Annotated in this window: 16 protein-coding genes; 6 read left to right on the top strand and 10 right to left on the bottom strand. The window is 61.5% G+C overall.

The annotated features are described in order from the left end of the window. Positions 1 to 3: 3 nt before the first annotated feature. Positions 4 to 1,014 (bottom strand): thioredoxin-disulfide reductase, encoded by a 1,011-nt coding sequence (gene trxB, locus ACTG36_RS09320; protein WP_375280163.1) that lies wholly within the window; start codon positions 1,012 to 1,014, stop codon positions 4 to 6. 171 nt (positions 1,015 to 1,185) lie between these two features. Between trxB and ACTG36_RS09315 the strand changes: the two genes are divergently transcribed. Next, positions 1,186 to 1,686, top strand: coding sequence for an Lrp/AsnC family transcriptional regulator (locus ACTG36_RS09315; RefSeq protein ID WP_375280164.1), 501 nt, complete (start codon positions 1,186 to 1,188; stop codon positions 1,684 to 1,686). A gap of 83 nt (positions 1,687 to 1,769) precedes the next feature. Here ACTG36_RS09315 and ACTG36_RS09310 read toward each other — a convergent pair whose 3' ends face one another. The 5 genes from ACTG36_RS09310 to lgt form a co-directional block, all read right to left on the bottom strand. Further along, on the bottom strand, positions 1,770 to 2,570 hold the full coding sequence (locus tag ACTG36_RS09310) for a Hint domain-containing protein (RefSeq protein ID WP_439142093.1): 801 nt from the start codon (positions 2,568 to 2,570) through the stop codon (positions 1,770 to 1,772). 312 nt (positions 2,571 to 2,882) lie between these two features. Beyond that, positions 2,883 to 3,050: a hypothetical protein gene (locus ACTG36_RS09305; RefSeq protein ID WP_375280166.1), complete on the bottom strand. Its 168-nt coding sequence runs from the start codon at positions 3,048 to 3,050 to the stop codon at positions 2,883 to 2,885. A gap of 269 nt (positions 3,051 to 3,319) precedes the next feature. Then, positions 3,320 to 4,075 carry a peptidoglycan editing factor PgeF gene (gene pgeF, locus ACTG36_RS09300; RefSeq protein ID WP_375280167.1) on the bottom strand — a complete coding sequence of 252 codons (756 nt, stop codon included), beginning with the start codon at positions 4,073 to 4,075 and terminating at the stop codon, positions 3,320 to 3,322. After that, entirely contained in the window at positions 4,072 to 5,127 is a 1,056-nt protein-coding gene (locus ACTG36_RS09295; protein WP_375280168.1) for a class I SAM-dependent methyltransferase, read from the bottom strand. The genes pgeF and ACTG36_RS09295 overlap by 4 nt, the downstream gene beginning before the upstream one ends. Continuing rightward, entirely contained in the window at positions 5,124 to 6,038 is a 915-nt protein-coding gene (gene lgt, locus ACTG36_RS09290; RefSeq protein WP_375280184.1) for a prolipoprotein diacylglyceryl transferase, read from the bottom strand. The genes ACTG36_RS09295 and lgt overlap by 4 nt, the downstream gene beginning before the upstream one ends. A 102-nt stretch (positions 6,039 to 6,140) precedes the next feature. Here lgt and ACTG36_RS09285 point away from each other — a divergent pair, with 102 nt between their 5' ends. The 4 genes from ACTG36_RS09285 to ACTG36_RS09270 all read left to right on the top strand — a co-directional run bounded on the left by ACTG36_RS09285 (position 6,141) and on the right by ACTG36_RS09270 (position 10,594). Next, a complete protein-coding gene (locus ACTG36_RS09285) occupies positions 6,141 to 6,380 on the top strand; it encodes an accessory factor UbiK family protein (RefSeq protein WP_296420772.1) in 240 nt (79 codons plus the stop codon). Between the two features lie 341 nt (positions 6,381 to 6,721). Further along, entirely contained in the window at positions 6,722 to 9,661 is a 2,940-nt protein-coding gene (gene ileS / locus ACTG36_RS09280; RefSeq protein ID WP_375280169.1) for an isoleucine--tRNA ligase, read from the top strand. Next, on the top strand, positions 9,651 to 10,070 hold the full coding sequence (locus tag ACTG36_RS09275; RefSeq protein WP_375280170.1) for a PaaI family thioesterase: 420 nt from the start codon (positions 9,651 to 9,653) through the stop codon (positions 10,068 to 10,070). The genes ileS and ACTG36_RS09275 overlap by 11 nt, the downstream gene beginning before the upstream one ends. Positions 10,071 to 10,141: 71 nt before the next feature. Continuing rightward, positions 10,142 to 10,594, top strand: coding sequence for a methylated-DNA--[protein]-cysteine S-methyltransferase (locus tag ACTG36_RS09270; protein ID WP_375280171.1), 453 nt, complete (start codon positions 10,142 to 10,144; stop codon positions 10,592 to 10,594). Between the two features lie 74 nt (positions 10,595 to 10,668). Here the strand turns inward: ACTG36_RS09270 and ACTG36_RS09265 are convergent, their stop codons facing one another. The 4 genes from ACTG36_RS09265 to fsa all read right to left on the bottom strand — a co-directional run bounded on the left by ACTG36_RS09265 (position 10,669) and on the right by fsa (position 14,031). Beyond that, complete coding sequence (locus ACTG36_RS09265) at positions 10,669 to 11,364, bottom strand: CDP-alcohol phosphatidyltransferase family protein (protein ID WP_375280172.1); 696 nt, start codon at positions 11,362 to 11,364, stop codon at positions 10,669 to 10,671. A 42-nt stretch (positions 11,365 to 11,406) separates the two neighbouring features. Next, positions 11,407 to 12,324, bottom strand: coding sequence for a tyrosine recombinase XerC (locus tag ACTG36_RS09260; RefSeq protein WP_375280173.1), 918 nt, complete (start codon positions 12,322 to 12,324; stop codon positions 11,407 to 11,409). A gap of 13 nt (positions 12,325 to 12,337) precedes the next feature. After that, positions 12,338 to 13,045 carry a DUF484 family protein gene (locus ACTG36_RS09255; RefSeq protein ID WP_375280174.1) on the bottom strand — a complete coding sequence of 236 codons (708 nt, stop codon included), beginning with the start codon at positions 13,043 to 13,045 and terminating at the stop codon, positions 12,338 to 12,340. 332 nt (positions 13,046 to 13,377) lie between these two features. Beyond that, positions 13,378 to 14,031 carry a fructose-6-phosphate aldolase gene (gene fsa / locus ACTG36_RS09250; protein ID WP_375280175.1) on the bottom strand — a complete coding sequence of 218 codons (654 nt, stop codon included), beginning with the start codon at positions 14,029 to 14,031 and terminating at the stop codon, positions 13,378 to 13,380. Positions 14,032 to 14,193: 162 nt separating this feature from the next. Here fsa and ACTG36_RS09245 point away from each other — a divergent pair, with 162 nt between their 5' ends. Then, on the top strand, positions 14,194 to 16,386 hold the full coding sequence (locus tag ACTG36_RS09245; protein ID WP_375280176.1) for a primosomal protein N': 2,193 nt from the start codon (positions 14,194 to 14,196) through the stop codon (positions 16,384 to 16,386). The last annotated feature ends 11 nt before the right edge of the window (positions 16,387 to 16,397 follow it).

The raw sequence follows: 16,397 nt of genomic DNA, 5'->3' as shown, positions 1-16,397 counted from the left end.
CTATTATTCTGCTGGCTCGTTTTGCGCCCCGTACCCTAAGGGTTCGGAATGGTCCGCCGCTGGGTCCGCGTCCTGCCCGTGTTCGGCCAAGAACCGTTCGGCCTCCAGCGCAGCCATGCAGCCCATTCCGGCGCTGGTCACGGCTTGACGGTATTTGTGATCTGTCAGATCGCCTGCTGCAAAGACACCGGGGATAGAGGTTTCGGTGCTGTCCGGTTTGGTGACGACATAGCCGCCCATGTGGGTTTCCAGCACGTCTTTCACCAATTCGTTGGCGGGCGCGTGGCCGATGGCGATGAAGACACCTTTGGCCGGAATATCTGTGATCTCACCCGTTTTCACGTGCTTGACCTTGATGCCCTCGACGCCCAGCGGGTTATCCCCACCATAGACTTCGTCCAGTTGGTGATCCCAAAGCGGTTCAATCTTGGGGTTTTTCATCAGCCGGTCAATCAGGATCTTTTCAGCACGCAATTCATCGCGGCGGTGCACCAATGTGACCTTTGAGGCGAAGTTTGTGAGGAACAGCGCCTCTTCCACCGCCGTATTGCCGCCGCCGACCACAACAATTTCCTGCCCGCGATAGAAAAACCCGTCGCAAGTGGCACAGGCGGATACGCCGAAGCCTTTGAACTTTTCCTCAGACGGCAGGCCAAGCCATTTGGCGCGTGCGCCGGTGGCGAGGATGATCGCGTCGGCCTCATACACCGTGCCGCTGTCGGATTGGCACACGAAGGGGCGTTTGGAAAAATCCACCGAGGAGATGATGTCGCCGATGATCTCGCAGCCCATGGCGCGGGCGTGGGCCTCCATCCGGATCATCAGGTCGGGGCCCTGAACCTCAGTGTCGCCGGGCCAGTTTTCCACTTCCGTCGTGGTGGTCAGCTGGCCGCCGGGTTCAATGCCTTGCACCAGGATCGGGTCCAGCATGGCGCGGCTGGCGTAGACGCCTGCGGTGTAGCCTGCCGGGCCGGAGCCAATGATCAGAACTTTGGTTTTGCGTGTGTCGGCCATGTCAGAATCCCCATGAGTTGCCTCTTGATATACGCGTGCGGGCGGGGCTGTAAAAGGGGGATCGCGGGGCTGTGAAGGTGCGAAATCATCTTGCGGTATGTTGAAAGAATGTTGCGTAAGCGCCCCGGTTGACGTATGTTTCGCAACAGCCAAAAGGGGATGCACGCAACGATGCCAGGACAAAAGCTTGATGAAATCGACCGGATGATCCTTGCGGAATTGCAGGCAGACGGTCGAATGACGAACGTAGAACTGGCCAAACGGGTCGGGATATCGGCCCCACCGTGCCTGCGCCGTGTCCGTACATTGGAAGAACAGGGCTTCATCCGCGGCTATCATGCAGACGTCAACGCCCGCGAACTGGGGTTCGAGGTTCAGGTCTTCGCCATGGTGGGGCTGGTCAGTCAGGCCGAAGCGGATTTAAGCGCGTTTGAAGCGCGCTGCAAAGGTTGGCCGCTGGTCCGTGAATGTCACATGCTCAATGGCGAGGTAGATTTCATCCTCAAATGTGTGGCCCCTGATTTGCGGACATTCCAGAATTTCCTGACCGAGGAGTTGTTGAAGGCCGACAACGTGGCCTCCGTCAAAACATCACTCGTCATTCGCGGCGCGAAGGACGATCCTGGCGTGCCGTTCGACGTGCTTGAGGCGCGGTTAAAGCTGGACGACTAGGCGGGGCGACCCGCGCGGTTGCGTGATCAACCCCGCACCAGCCGCCGGATCGGACCGCAAGGTCGGGCCGGGTCGGCGTGCGGTCAGGCGACCACGCCGAAATCCAGATCGTGCAGCGACAGACGGGGGTGGGACAACAGCCCGAAATCCTCGATCCGTGTCATATGCGGGAACAGGCTCATATAAACTTCCAACAGATCACCACGCAGGCCCAGTTCATGGCGCGCGCCTGGATTCTGGCTGTCGATTTCGACACCCCCAACGACGATCCGTTCATGGGCGGCAAAGCCCAGTTGGAATGCCTGTACGGCGGTGGGGGGCTGGACCTCAACCACATTGATACCGTCGATGAAATCAGCGGCCGGGACAAAGGCCGCGTCGTGTCCTGTGACCCGTTGCAGGGTTGGGGACCGGTGGAACAATCGCGCCGCAGGGCCCAGCAACAGGTCGGACATGGGCCGCGCGATGCCCAGACTGTCCGCAGACATGCGGATCAGCCTGTTCATCTGGCTGCCCTTTTCGCCGCTGTTGGGCACGATTGAAATGCCACCGCGCCACAGCACTTTCTGGAACCCGTTCGTCACTGTGTGGACCAAATCACCGGGCAAAATGTCTTCGATTGCGACCGACCCACGGTCGGTTTTCAGCAACCCGCCGCGCGCAATCGCGCCAAAGCTGTTTTCGAACGCTGGGGTTGCAGGGGCAAGGCGGGTGAAGTCGTCGATGTCCCCGTTGGAAAGCAGATGGACGACCTCATATCGGCGCATAAGAGGCTGGCTGCGCTGAGGTCGTCCGTCTGTTTGAGCGAACCGGGCTGAGGAGGCCACCGGTGCTTTCATGTCGGCCACCGCGTAAGCGGAGGTAAGCGGGGTCTTCGGTATCATGCGATCATCCAAACTGGTTGGTCACACATCTGTCGGCCCCACCGACAACATCTGAGGAACGTTGTAATTTCCATGAATGTGGCCGAATGGGGCGGAATGCGTCAAACAAAACCGCCAAAACGCGAAAAACCGCGATCAATCGCGGCTGACAGGTCAGGATTGTTCATGATTGGTCGACGGACCTGCCACATTTGCCGTCTGGGCGGCAGAGCGGATCATAGAATCGCCGCCCCCTGATGACGACGCGGGGGCGGCGGTTGCGGGACCGGACGGGAGGCGCCGGTCGCGCGCTGTATAACGTAAGAGCCGGTTTTAGGCTGCGGGGCGGGCTGTGCGCTGTGGCTTCAGGGCCAGTTGCTCAACCGCGCGGCGGCTCGCCATGAACGCCTGACGACGCAGTCCGCGTTCCCACGGCATTTTGGTGGTGCAGGCTTCGGCCTCGGCGATGGTGGAGGCGATCCAACGGGTGTGTTTTGTCATGGGGTTGATCCCTTTTGCTAATTTGCTGCTCGATAGGGATAAGATGCCGCGCCAAAGGGGCATGAGTGGGGCCGCTTTGTAGAATTTTCAGATAATTTGGTGCGAATGCTGCGGGAAATGTGACCAGCGTTCTGTGGCCCGTTTCGCCAATTGTGGCGTTATTTCATAGTGGTTTACGAACAATGTCGTCCGCAGACCCTTTACTGTTTCTCCAATACTGGGGCAGCGCCGTGGCGATCCCCGCCGCATTCTTGTCGAAAAGACGTATCCTAAAGCGTGATGGCCGCGATCAGGCGACCGTAGTCGGCCTCTTTATTGTGGGTCGTGCGCCGGTAGCTGTAGAATCGGTCGGGGTCGGAATAGGTGCAATTGCGCGTCCATTCGGCGTGACCAACGCCAGCCTCCCGCAGGCGGTGCAGGCCCAAGGCGGGCAGGTCAAACAACATCCGGTCGCCGGTGCCTTGCACAAAGAACCGCGCAAAGGCGGGGTCTTTGGCGATGAAATCGTCGAAGAACTCCGGCCCGACCTCATAGGCGCGTTGACTGATCGAGGGTCCGATGACCGCGTGGATGTTGGCGCGGGTCGCGCCCAAAGCCTCCATCGCGTCGAGGGTGGATTCCAACACACCCGACAACGCACCTTTCCAGCCCGCGTGGGTGGCGCCAATGACGCCAGCCTCGTGATCGGCAAACAGAACCGGTTGGCAATCGGCAGAGAGCACGGACAGCGCAAGGCCGGGGGTTGCTGTGACCAGCCCGTCCGCTTTGGGTTTATCGGGGCTGGCCTGCGTCACGGTGACAACGTCAGCGGAATGGATCTGGTGCACGCCCATCAGGTGTTTCAGCGGCACGCCCATGGCCTCTGCCACGCGGGTGCGGTTGATTGTCACCGCCTCATGCTGGTCAGAGCTTCCGGTGCCGCAATTCAGACCCTCGAACACACCGGACGACGCGCCGCCACGGCGGGTGAAGAACCCGTGGCGCAGCGGGGCGAGGGCGTCGACTGTGATAATCTCAAGCGTCATGGGTCCAATCCCGGTGGAGGTGCCGCGCCTTCGGGGTAGAGCGCGATCACTTTGAACAGGGTCCCCATTTCGCTGGGGTGCGTCAAGCGGCGGTGGGCCGCGATATGCGCGTCAAGCGCCGGACCGCTGAGGTTTGCGGCCAAGGCTTGCGCACGCTGCGTGATCCCGAGGCGTTCCAGAAACACGCCTTGCGGGGTGACGCGGCTGTAGCGCGCGGGGGCGGCGTTCTGTGCAATCGCCTCAAAATCCACATGGGCCGTCAGGTCCGCTGTGCCGGGGGCCGCGAAGGGATCAACGGGCGCGTGGTTTTGCAGGGCCTGCAATGTGTCCCCAAGGGACCGCCAATCGCCGTAGTCGATAAAGAGCGCCGTGCCGCCAAGGGTGGCGATGGTCTGGGCGATGGTTTGCACAAGGCCGGGCAGGGCGGGGCAATGTTCCACGATGTCCCCCGGTTTGGTGTCGTTCAGACGGTGATCCAGCAGCGCGATGGGAGCGGGGGCCGACAGGCCGGGGGTGAGGAGGGCCTCACCCCCGCCGATCATCACCTCACGCCAGCCGCCATCGTCGCGGTGAAACTGGCGGATCGGCAGCGCATCGAGGAATTCATTGGCCACAAGAAACAGCGGCAAGTCGGGCAGGGTGGTGATGTCGTCGTGCCACTGGGCCTGCGGCACACGCTTGGCTTGTTCTGCCCGCAATGTGGGCGAGGCTTCGACAAGGTGGACTTGCGCAGCATGGGCAAAGCCCGCCACGCGGGCTGTGGCCCGCAGGATATCCGCCATGAGCGTGCCGCGACCGGGGCCAAGTTCGACCAGCGCAAAGGGCGTGGGCGCCCCTTGGTCAAGCCACGCCTGCGCCAGCGCCAGCCCGATCACTTCGCCAAACATCTGGCTGATTTCCGGTGCGGTGGTAAAATCGCCCTCGGCCCCCAGCGGGTCGCGGGTGGAATAATAGCCAAGGGTCGGGTGCAACAAAGCCTCGGCCATATAGTCGGCCAGCGTCATGGGCCCATGGGCCGCGATGCGGGCCAGCATGTGTTGGGTCAGCGTCATGCGCGTGAGCGGGTGATCACGATAAGCGCCAAACCGGCGAGGATCATCGGGATCGACAGGGCCTGTCCTTGGGTCAGGCCCCATGTGCCGAAATCATAGGCCCAGCCGATGGGGTTGTCCGCGCTTTGGAACTGCTGGTCGGGTTGGCGCACAAATTCCACCGCGAAGCGCGACAACCCGTAGCCCAGCAGGAAAACCGCCACCAGCGACCAGCGTCGTTTGAGCCATCCGTAGACAAAGGCAAGGGTGAGGATCACCGCGCCGAGGATCAGCCCCTCGAGGGCGGCCTCATAAAGCTGGCTGGGGTGGCGGGGCACTTCGGCGCCGGTGTAGAACCACTCGCCCGCCGTCTGGCAGGCCTGACGGGCGGGATCCACGCACATTTGCGGAAAGGTGACGGCCCATGGCACGTCCGTGGCGCGCCCGTAAAGTTCGGCGTTGATGAAATTGGCCAGTCGGACCAGCAGGATGGATGGCGTCGCGGTCAGCGCTAGAATATTGGCCACATCGCCCAGTGCCGCCCCATATCGGCGCGCGCAGACCACAACGGCGATGCAGACCCCGATGAAGCCGCCATGAAACGACATGCCGCCGTCCCAGATGCGGAAGACGTCGAGGGGATTTTCGGCGTATTGTCCGTTGCCGTAGAACAAGACGTAGCCAAAACGCCCACCTGCGATCACGCCGATGATCACCCATGTCAGCAGGTCTTCGATCTGGTCGCGGGTCAGGGGTGGGGTGCCCTTGGCCCAAAGGGCAGGGCGGTTGATGGCGCGGGTGGCGATCCACCAGCCGATCAGGATGCCCACGATATAGCCCATGGCATACCACCGCAGTGCAAAGGTGAAGCCAAAGACCGTGATCTGGAAGATCACCGGTGAGATATCGGGAAAGGGGATCGCGGCCAACATGGCCCCTTTAGTGCCCCGTGGTGCGGCGATGTCAACACCACTCATGCCTTGTTTTGGGGCAGGTCTGGCCCCATATAGACCCCAACAGACAGGAGATGTGCCATGCAGACGCGCAACAAGGTTTTTGACGATTTGTCCCAGCTTATGACCAACGCCATGGGCGTGGCCCAAGGGGCCAAGGATGAAGCACAGACGGCGATGTCGTCCATGGTGGACCGCTGGTTGGCCGACCGTGATTTCGTCACCCGTGAAGAATTCGAAGCGGTACGGACCATGGCGCAAAAGGCGCGTGAGGAGAATGCAGCCCTTTTGGCACGGATCGAGGCGCTTGAGGGCAAGTAAGCGGAGCGGCTGCGCCGCGCTGTTTTTTTTGATTGGGGAAGGGCTGCCGCTGGGTGGCCCTTTGTCGTTTGGGGTGGTCGCGTGTGGCGGACCTTGGATTTTTAGGTATTTTTGAACCAGAGAAACGGGGGCGGGGTGTCGCGCCACGGGCGTCGCACTGGGCCCCAGCGGTGGGTTGTCGTGGCGCGCTTTGTTGGTATAACGCGCCCCATGATGATGCGTCTGATCCAGATTATTCGAATTACATCCCCGGCGCTGTGAGTGCAGACGCCGGGCAAAGGTGTATGAGCGATCCGCACCGCCGCTTTCCTTGACATTTTCCGAACCGAAGGACGCCCCAGATGTGCGCCGAAAAGACCGCTGAGACGAACGAATACAAAGACACCCTGAACCTGCCGCGCACGGAGTTTCCCATGCGTGCAGGCCTGCCCAAACGTGAGCCTGAGTGGCTGGATCGTTGGGTAGAGATGGATGTGTATGGCAAGCTGCGCGAGAAGGCGAAGGCCGAGAGCCGCGCGCCGTTCACGCTGCACGATGGACCACCCTATGCCAACGGGCATCTGCACATTGGTCATGCGCTGAACAAGATCCTCAAGGACATGGTGGTGCGGTCCCAGCAGATGATGGGGCGCGATGCGCGCTACATCCCCGGTTGGGATTGTCACGGCCTGCCGATTGAGTGGAAGATCGAGGAAAAGTACCGCGAAAAGGGACAGGACAAGGACGCCGTGGACGTGGTCGAGTTCCGTCAGGAGTGCCGCGATTTTGCCTCTGGCTGGGTGGATATCCAGCGTGAGGAGTTCAAACGGCTTGGCATCACCGGCAATTGGGATGATCCCTATCTGACGATGAATTTCCATGCAGAACGGGTCATTGCCGAGGAATTCCAGAAGTTCTTGATGACCGGCACGCTGTATCAAGGGTCCAAGCCTGTGATGTGGTCGCCGGTGGAGCAGACGGCACTGGCTGAGGCTGAGGTGGAGTATCACGACAAGGAAAGTTTCACGGTCTGGGTGAAGTTTGCCGTCGCGACGGCAGGCGATCTGGAGGGGGCGAAGGTCGTCATCTGGACCACCACGCCATGGACGATCCCGTCCAACAAGGCGGTCGTGTTTGGGGCCGACTATTCTTATGGCCTGTATGAAATCACCGGCACGCCGGAGGAAAGCTGGGTCTCGGTTGGCGAACGCTTCCTAGTGGCCGACAAGTTGGCGTCGGATGTCTTCACCAAGGCGCGGCTGGAAGACGGCATGTGGGCACGGGTCCGTGATGTCACGGCGGATGAACTGTCTGGCCTGTCGTTGAAGCACCCGTTGGCGGGCACTGAAGGCTCGAACGGCGAATGGGACGACCTGCGTGATTTCCGTGCCGCTGATTTTGTCACCGACGAGGAAGGCACGGGCTTTGTGCATTGTGCGCCGTCCCACGGGATGGAGGAGTTCGAGCTTTACCGTGATCTTGGGATGCTCGATCAGGTGCTGACCTACAACGTGATGGACGATGGCACTTTCCGCGAGGACCTGCCGTTCTTTGGCGGCAAACGCATCCTGCGCGAGAAGGCCAAGAAGGGGAACTGGGAGGGTGATGCCAACGCCGCGATCATGTCCAAGCTGGCTGAGGTCGGCGGGTTGTTGGCGCGCGGGAAGATCAAACACTCGTATCCGCATTCCTGGCGCTCCAAAGCGCCGGTGATCTATCGCAACACGCCGCAGTGGTTTGCCGCTGTCGATAAAGCGGTGGGCGATGGGCAGGATGACTATGGCACCACGATCCGCGAACGGGCATTGCGGTCAATTGATGAGCTGGTGACGTGGACCCCGCAGAAGGGACGTAACCGGCTATATGCCATGATCGAGGCGCGGCCGGATTGGGTGTTGTCCCGTCAACGCGCCTGGGGCGTGCCGCTGACCTGTTTTGTGCGCGCAGGCGCCAAGCCCACAGATGCGGATTATCTGCTGCGGGATGAGGCCGTGAACGCGCGGATTTTGCAGGCCTTCGAGGAAGAAGGCGCGGATGCCTGGTACAAGCCAGGGGCAAAGGCGCGGTTCTTGGGCAATGAATATGACCCCGAACAGTGGGTGCAGGTCATGGACATCTTGGATGTCTGGTTCGATTCCGGATCGACCCATGCGTTTACCTTGCGGGACCGTGAGGACGGGTCCGAAGACGGTCTCGCCGATCTTTATCTGGAAGGCACCGACCAGCACCGCGGGTGGTTCCATTCATCCATGTTGCAAGGCTGTGGCACCATTGGCCGCGCGCCGTACCGTGGGGTTTTGACCCACGGGTTCACGCTGGACGAGAAGGGCATGAAGATGTCCAAATCCATCGGCAACACCGTGGCCCCTGAGAAGGTCGTCCAGCAATATGGCGCGGATATTTTGCGGCTTTGGGTGGCGCAGGCCGATTATACTGTCGATCTGCGGATCGGGGATGAGATCCTCAAAGGCGTGGCCGACAGCTATCGCCGGTTGCGCAACACGGTGCGCTTCATGCTGGGGTCCTTGGCGGATTACGATCCGGCCAATGCGGTGGCCGTGGAGGATATGCCGGAGTTGGAACGGCTGATCCTGCACAAGCTGGCCGTGTTGGACGGCGTGGTGCGTGACGGCTATGCCGCCTATGATTTCCAAGGCGTGTTCCGTGCGATCTTTGAATTTGCCACGCTGGATTTGTCGTCGTTCTATTTCGATGTCCGCAAAGATGCTCTCTATTGTGATGGTGACAGCCCACGGCGGTTGGCGGCCCTGACAGTGCTGGATGCGCTTTATGCGCGGTTGACCACGTGGCTGGCCCCGATCCTGACTTTCACGATGGAAGAGGTCTGGCTGGAACGCAATGGCGCCGACACATCGGTCCATCTGGTCGACTTCCCTGAGACACCAGCGGCTTGGCGCGACGATGCATTGGCCGCGCGGTCTGAAACCGTGCGCGCAGTGCGCCGCGTTGTGACAGGGGCCTTGGAGGGTCAGCGGACAGCCAAGGTGATCGGGTCGTCACTGGAAGCGGCACCGCAGGTCTATCTTTCGGCTGAGCTGGCCGCGATCATCACCAACCCCGACACGTTCGCGGACCTGTGCATCACCAGCCAGATCGACCTTATCGAAGGGGACGCACCTGAGGGCGCGTTCATGCTGGATGATGTGCCCGGTGTGGGCGTGGTCTTTGACAAGGCCGAGGGCGAGAAGTGCCAGCGGTGCTGGAAAATCCTGCCAGACGTGGGCACCCATGATCACGCAGGCGTCTGTGGGCGCTGTGATGAGGCGCTGAATGACGCCTAAGGACGACACCTGGAAAGCCCGCTGCGAAGCGGGCTTTTTGGCACAAGGGGTCATGGGCACGTTGGGCGTGCGGATCGTATCGCTCGACCCCGGTCGGATGGTGTTCGAGATGCCGTTCGCTGCGGGTTTCACCCAGCAGCACGGGTTTTTGCATGCGGGTACGGTCACGACCGTTTTGGACAGCGCTTGTGGGTTTGCGGCCCTGAGCCTGATGCCTGCGGACCGCGAGGTTTTGACGGTCGAATTCAAGTCAAATTTTCTGGCCCCGGCACGGGGTGAGATGTTCCGCTTTGAAGGAGAGGTCGTCAAAGCGGGCCGCACCCTGAGCGTCACGCGCGGGTCTGCTTTCGCGGATGGCGTTGAAATCTCGACAATGCAGGCCACGATGATGGCCGTGGCGATGCCCTAAAATTCCGGAATTTTAGGGTTTGCGCAGGCTTCGGGTTGAGGCGCGGGCCGGTTTGGGCGACGGTTGTCGCCATGTTGATGTTCACCCAGATGACCCAATTCGGGCCCTTGAGTGTCGTGGAAGACGACGGCTGCATTGTCCGGCTGCAGTGGGACGGCGACGGCCGTGACGACACCCCTTTGTTGCGCGAAGCCGCGGCCCAATTGCGCGCTTATGATGCAGGGGAGCTAGCGGCGTTTGATCTGCCGCTGCGTGTCGAAGGGTCCGACTTTCAGCGTGCAGTCTGTGCGCAGATGCGGGCCATTCCCCATGGGGAAACAGTGACCTATGGCGATATTGCCAAGGCGCTCGGCGCCCCGGCGCAGGCTGTCGGGTCTGCCTGCGGGGGCAATCCCATTCCGGTCATCATTCCGTGCCACCGTGTCATGGGCGCAAAGGGTTTGACCGGGTTTTCCGGCAAAGGCGGGGTGGAGACCAAAGTTGCCCTGTTGCGCCACGAAGGCGCCGGCGGATTTTTGATCTAAGCCGTAGGATTTGAGTTTTTCTAGCCAGATGAAGAGAGGACCCGCGCGGGACCCATGACCGAGGCGCGTGTCCGTCAGCCTTCTGGCCCGTGCAGCAGCTGTTGCGCGGCACCGGCAAACAGCAGGTAGACGGAGGTGCCCATCAGTCCCCAGAACACCACTGGTGTCGGATCAAACGATGCCCAAGCCGCAAGGCCAGCAAAGATCGTCCAAGCAAGGGCCACGGGCAGCGATACAATGCGCCAGCGTTTGGTACGTGTGGGGTGGATGAATTTGACCGGCACAAACATGGCCCCCGACAGCACCGCAATCAGGATCAGGCAGGCCCACCAGGGTGGCGTCAGGGCAAAGAGCACCAGAATGAGCATGTTCCAACAGCCCGGAAAGCCCGAAAACGAATAGTCCGAGGTTTTCATGCGCGTGTCGGCAAAATAAAGCGCCGAGGTGAAGGTAATCACAATGATCGCCACCCAGCCCGACCATCCGTCCATCAACCCAGAAGCATAAAGCGCATAGGCGGGGATGAACACATAGGTCAGATAGTCGATGATCAGGTCCAGCAGCACCCCGTCGAACTGCGGTGCATGTTGTTTGACGTCATATTTACGCGCCAACGGCCCGTCGATCCCGTCCACGGCAAAAGCCACAATGAGCCAGACGAACATCGCGGCCCAATCGCGGTTGATCGCTTCCAACATGGCGAGCATGGCGAAGACGGCTCCGGTGGCGGTCAGCCAGTGAACGGCGAGGGCTTTGTATGCGGCAGTCATGGCGGGCTACATGACGGATTTGGGGGCAGGGGGCAAGTCTGGCTAACCGGCCTTAGGGTGGGCCGCGTCGTAGACTTCCATCAGACGGGCGGTGTCCACGGCGGTGTAGGCCTGCGTGGTCGACAGTGACGCATGGCCCAGCAGTTCTTGGATGGCGCGCAGATCGCCGCCTGCGTTCAACAGATGCGTGGCAAAGCTGTGACGCATGGCGTGCGGGGTCGCTGTGGCGGGCAGGCCCAGCTGCATACGTGCCTGTGCCATCACCGTCTGGATCGCACGGGGGTAAAGGGGCCCGCCGCGGGTGCCGCGAAAGATCGGGCTGTCGGGCTCTGCCGGATAGGGGGAGGCGCGCAGATAGGCCGCCACTGCCGCGCGGGCCGCAGGTAGGACGGGCACCAGCCGTTCCTTGCCGCCTTTGCCTTTGATGCGCAGTGTTTCGGGCAGGGGCACATCGCGCCCCGTGAGGGCCAGTGCCTCCGATATGCGCAGCCCACAGCCGTAAAGCAGCGTCACCACGGCTGTATCCCGCGCCGCGACCCAAGGGTCACGGGCCTGAACTTCCACCGTGTCGATCATGGCGCGCGCCGCATCGGGGGCCAGTGGACGGGGGAGTTTCTTTTGAAATTTGGGGGATCGCGTGGACAACACGGCGGTGGGTTCAAACCCTTCCCGTTCCGCCAGCCATGCATAGAAGGTCTTGACCGCAGACAGGCTCCGCGCGAGGGACCGCGCCGCGACCCCGCGTCCCCGTTCATGGGCCATCCATGCGCGCATATCGCTGACGGTGATCCGGCTGAGGGGGCCAAGCCCTTGGGTGCCACCATGGTGTTGCGTCATGAACCCCAGAAAGCCCATCACATCGGTCTGATAGGCATTTAACGTGTTGTCAGCCGCCCCTTTCAAGGCGCGCTGATGGTCCAGCCAGCCCGCCAAGGCGTCCGTGAGGGCCGCGCTGATCATCAACGCAGTTCCATCAGCTGAGCCACCGCCGCATGACGCGTTCAAAGACGCCGGTGAAGAAGGTCAACAGATCGGTGCCCTGCTGGGGCGTGAATTGGTGCGGGTCCTCGGCGCCAAAGATCAGCATGCCGGGCAAACGGCCCACGCCCAGATCAAGGCGCAAACAGGCCTCGGACCGGATATAGGGGGCCTTTTCGCCAAAAATCTCGGCGTCTTCCGTGCTGACCTGACGCAGAGTGACCTGTCGGGCAGGCGCAGACCGGCCCAAGGAAATGTAATCCTGAACGAAGCCGGCCTCAGCCACGGACAAAATATCGCTCAGCTGGGCGATTGCAGGATCGGCCTCGGACGATGCGGATTCAAGCACCAGACGCACCGCATCCACCCGCAGAATATCTGCCACTTCGCCGCGCAAATCCTGCAAGAAAGGTTCAAACCGAGTCGCGTCCATCATCCGCAAAATCGCGCGGTGGATTTGGTTGGTGCCCGCCAGATTTTCATAAGCGGCAGCAATCACATTGCGATGGGTGTCTTCCAGCCGGTCCAGACGGGCCTCAAGCCGGTCCATGGCGATGCCGCGCAAGTCCACAATATTGCCGCCCATCGTGGCCTCATTGGCCGTGACCAAGGCGCGCATGATGTCTTGATCTTCCAGCAGGGCTTGAGGATCGGACATGATTTTGGACCGAACATCGTCGGTCAGAAGGGGATCACTGCTCATCGCTCGTCTCGTTTATTGATTGCTGAGGTGTTTAGCAGGCGCGCCCGCTGCCGCGCTAGGGTTATTTCAGATGTCCCGAAAGTGTTGCAGGCCCGCACGTCTCCGCGCGGATCCTTCGGGCCTGCGCCCGTTCTCAACTGAAAACCTCCGCTGGGGCCTCTCCAAGACGGCCATGGGCTCCGCCCGCTTTCGCCTGAAACCCTCCGTCCGGAGGCTTTCCGGGACGGCTCAAGCTCTCTGGTTCTCAAATACCTCGGGGGGAGGCCGAAGGCCGGGGGGCAGCGCCCCCAGCCACGCCCGCCGCAGGCGCTGATCGTCAGATCATCCCGCCCTTAGACGATTTTGATGTCGGCCTTTTTGGCGTCCTCAAGGAACGCGGCCAGCCCTTTGTCGGTCAGCACATGGTTGGCCATGGCTTTGATGACATTTGGTGGCGCAGTCGCCACATCGGCGCCGATCTTGGCACATTCGGACATGTGGTTTGCGGACCGGATGGACGCTGCAAGGATCTGTGTTTCGAACCCGAAGTTGTCATAGACGGTACGGATGTCTTCGATCAGCTCCAGCCCGTCGAGGTTGATGTCGTCCAGACGCCCGATGAACGGGGAAATAAACGTGGCCCCCGCTTTGGCGGCCAACAGCGCCTGATTGGCAGAGAAGCACAACGTGACGTTCACCATGTTGCCCTCACCGGACAGAACCTTACAGGCCTTCAACCCGTCCCATGTCAGCGGCACTTTCACGGCGATGTTGTCGGCGATCTTGGCCAGCTTCCGGCCTTCTGCAATCATCGCGTCTGCGTCCACGGCAACAACTTCAGCGGACACGGGGCCGTCGACCAGATCGCAAATCTCCTTGGTTACTTCGAGGATATTGCGGCCGGATTTCGCGATGATGGAGGGGTTGGTGGTCACCCCGTCTACCATGCCGAGCTCATTGAGTTCAGCGATGGCGTCTACGTCTGCTGTGTCGACAAAGAATTTCATGTGGAAGGGCTCCCGTTCTTGGTTGGGCTGTGTGTTAGGGCTAACATTGGGCCACCTCATAGCGCAACGAACCGCAAATCGAAAGGTCTGGTTGCGGGGCGCGCGCGGGGGGTGTCTAATGGCGCCTCGTTGCCACTGCACGATCGGTATCTGGGGTAAGGGATGGATCAGACATTTTTCCATGAAGGTGAGTTGGTGGGCGTCTTGACGACGCAGCCCATCGACCGCGTGCTGGATTATAAAGCCCCAGAGGGGGGCTGCGCGCTGGGCGCCTTTGTTGAGGTGCCTTTGGGCCCGCGCAAAGTGCTGGGCGTGGTCTGGGGGGCCGGGCGTGGGGATTGGGATTATGCGAAGGTCCGGTCTGTGATCCGCGTCTTGGACGTGGCCCCGATGGCGGATGAAATGCGCCAGTTCCTGACCCGTGCGGCGGATTATACGTTGACGCCGATGTCTGCGATGCTGCGTCTAGCGACCCGTGCGCCGGGCTTGGGCGATGCGCCGTCCATGCGCAAGGTCTACCGTTTGGGATCGGTCGAACCGGACCGCATGACCGATGCGCGGCGCAAGGTGCTGGACGTGCTGCGCGACTATGGCGGGCTGTCCTTCACGCTCAAGGAAGTGGCAGAGATGGCGGGGGTCACGTCGTCGGTGGTCAAAGGCCTCGTTAAACTGGGGGCCGTGGCCGAAGAAGACAGCCCCCGAGATCTGCCTTACCCGCGGCTGGACCCCGACTATGGCCGCAAGACCCTGACCGACGATCAGGAAACTGGCGCCAAGGTATTGCGCGAGGCCGTGCGGTCCCAAACCTACGGGACGACGCTGCTGAAGGGGGTGACCGGATCGGGCAAGACCGAAGTCTACCTCGAAGCCGTGGCCGAATGTCTGCGTGTGGGTCGTCAGGCGTTGGTGCTGTTGCCCGAAATCGCGCTGACCTCAGAATTCATCACCCGGGTTGAGGCGCGTTTTGGCATGAAGCCTGCGGAATGGCACTCCGGTGTGACGATGACCGAACGGCGGCGGTGCTGGAAAATGGTCGGACAGGGGGAGGCGCAACTGATCGTGGGGGCGCGATCCGCATTGTTTCTGCCCTATCGCGATCTGGGTCTGATCATCGTCGATGAGGAACATGATACGTCTTACAAACAAGAAGACGGGGTGCTGTATAACGCCCGCGACATGACCGTGCTGCGCGCGTCCTTGAATGCCGCACAAGTGGTGCTGGCCTCGGCCACACCCAGCTTGGAAAGCTGGGCCAACGTGGAAGCGGGCAAATATGCCCGCGTCACTCTGACCGCGCGCTATGGCGCGGCGCTGCTGCCCGATATGTCCGCAATTGACATGCGGGTTGAAGACTTGCCCGGGTCGCGGTGGGTGTCGCCCACCTTGGCCGGAAAGGTTCGCGACCGGTTGGAACGGGGGGAGCAATCGTTGCTGTTTCTCAACCGGCGCGGCTATGCGCCGGTGACGATCTGTCGGGGGTGCGGGCACCAGATCGGATGCGACGATTGCGATGCGACGATGGTTGAACACCGGTTTCTCAAACGGCTGATGTGTCATCAATGCGGGGAAACAAAGCCCATGCCCACGGTCTGCCCGTCGTGTGAGGCAGAAGACAAGCTTGCCCCCGTCGGTCCCGGTGTGGAACGGATGGCCGAAGAGGCGCAGGCGCTGTTCCCCGAGGCCCGCGTGGCTGTATTATCGTCGGACCTATACGGGTCTGCCCGTGCCCTCAAAGCGCATATCGAAAGCATCGCGCGGGGGGAGGCGGATGTCATTGTGGGCACGCAATTGGTGGCCAAGGGGCATAATTTTCCCAAGCTGACTTTGGTGGGTGTGATTGATGCGGATTTGGGCCTGCAAGGGTCCGATCTGCGCGCGGCAGAACGGACGTTTCAACTGATGCGTCAGGTGGCCGGTCGCGCAGGCCGCGCCGAGGCCCCGGGCGAGGCTGTCTTGCAGACATTCCAGCCCGAACACCCCGTCATTCGCGCCATTCTGGGCGGCGATGAGGAGGCATTCTGGTCCGCCGAAGCGGGTGAACGTCGTGCCGCTGGCGTGCCGCCCTATGGGCGGATGGCCGGCATCGTGCTGTCGTCCACGGACGTCCAAGAGGTGTTTGATCTGGGCACAGCCATGGCACGGCAAGACGCGCCCTTGCGCCAGATCGGCGCGCAGGTCTTTGGACCTGCACCGGCCCCCATCGCCCGCATTCGCGGGCGGCACCGTGTGCGATTGCTGGTCAAGGCAGATAAGGCCGCGCCATTGCAGCAGGCGCTGGCAGCTTGGGCGGGGCAGTTCAAATTGCGAGGCGAATTGCGCATGGCGATCGATATCGACCCGCAGAGTTTTTATTGAAAGGGGGGGTG

Source organism: Pseudooctadecabacter sp., from assembly GCF_965657175.1.
GTDB lineage: Bacteria > Pseudomonadota > Alphaproteobacteria > Rhodobacterales > Rhodobacteraceae > Octadecabacter.
The sequence above is the reverse complement of the archived record's forward strand: the minus strand, read 5'-3'. Positions and strand labels throughout refer to the sequence as shown.

What these genes read in the sequence shown, in the direction of transcription:
- trxB (WP_375280163.1), bottom strand. Translation starts at nt 1,014, where the DNA reads ATGGCCGACACACGCAAAACCAAAGTTCTGATCATTGGCTCCGGCCCG.
- ACTG36_RS09315 (WP_375280164.1), top strand. Translation starts at nt 1,186, where the DNA reads ATGCCAGGACAAAAGCTTGATGAAATCGACCGGATGATCCTTGCGGAA.
- ACTG36_RS09310 (WP_439142093.1), bottom strand. Translation starts at nt 2,570, where the DNA reads ATGATACCGAAGACCCCGCTTACCTCCGCTTACGCGGTGGCCGACATG.
- ACTG36_RS09305 (WP_375280166.1), bottom strand. Translation starts at nt 3,050, where the DNA reads ATGACAAAACACACCCGTTGGATCGCCTCCACCATCGCCGAGGCCGAA.
- pgeF (WP_375280167.1), bottom strand. Translation starts at nt 4,075, where the DNA reads ATGACGCTTGAGATTATCACAGTCGACGCCCTCGCCCCGCTGCGCCAC.
- ACTG36_RS09295 (WP_375280168.1), bottom strand. Translation starts at nt 5,127, where the DNA reads ATGACGCTGACCCAACACATGCTGGCCCGCATCGCGGCCCATGGGCCC.
- lgt (WP_375280184.1), bottom strand. Translation starts at nt 6,038, where the DNA reads ATGTTGGCCGCGATCCCCTTTCCCGATATCTCACCGGTGATCTTCCAG.
- ACTG36_RS09285 (WP_296420772.1), top strand. Translation starts at nt 6,141, where the DNA reads ATGCAGACGCGCAACAAGGTTTTTGACGATTTGTCCCAGCTTATGACC.
- ileS (WP_375280169.1), top strand. Translation starts at nt 6,722, where the DNA reads ATGTGCGCCGAAAAGACCGCTGAGACGAACGAATACAAAGACACCCTG.
- ACTG36_RS09275 (WP_375280170.1), top strand. Translation starts at nt 9,651, where the DNA reads ATGACGCCTAAGGACGACACCTGGAAAGCCCGCTGCGAAGCGGGCTTT.
- ACTG36_RS09270 (WP_375280171.1), top strand. Translation starts at nt 10,142, where the DNA reads ATGTTGATGTTCACCCAGATGACCCAATTCGGGCCCTTGAGTGTCGTG.
- ACTG36_RS09265 (WP_375280172.1), bottom strand. Translation starts at nt 11,364, where the DNA reads ATGACTGCCGCATACAAAGCCCTCGCCGTTCACTGGCTGACCGCCACC.
- ACTG36_RS09260 (WP_375280173.1), bottom strand. Translation starts at nt 12,324, where the DNA reads ATGATCAGCGCGGCCCTCACGGACGCCTTGGCGGGCTGGCTGGACCAT.
- ACTG36_RS09255 (WP_375280174.1), bottom strand. Translation starts at nt 13,045, where the DNA reads ATGAGCAGTGATCCCCTTCTGACCGACGATGTTCGGTCCAAAATCATG.
- fsa (WP_375280175.1), bottom strand. Translation starts at nt 14,031, where the DNA reads ATGAAATTCTTTGTCGACACAGCAGACGTAGACGCCATCGCTGAACTC.
- ACTG36_RS09245 (WP_375280176.1), top strand. Translation starts at nt 14,194, where the DNA reads ATGGATCAGACATTTTTCCATGAAGGTGAGTTGGTGGGCGTCTTGACG.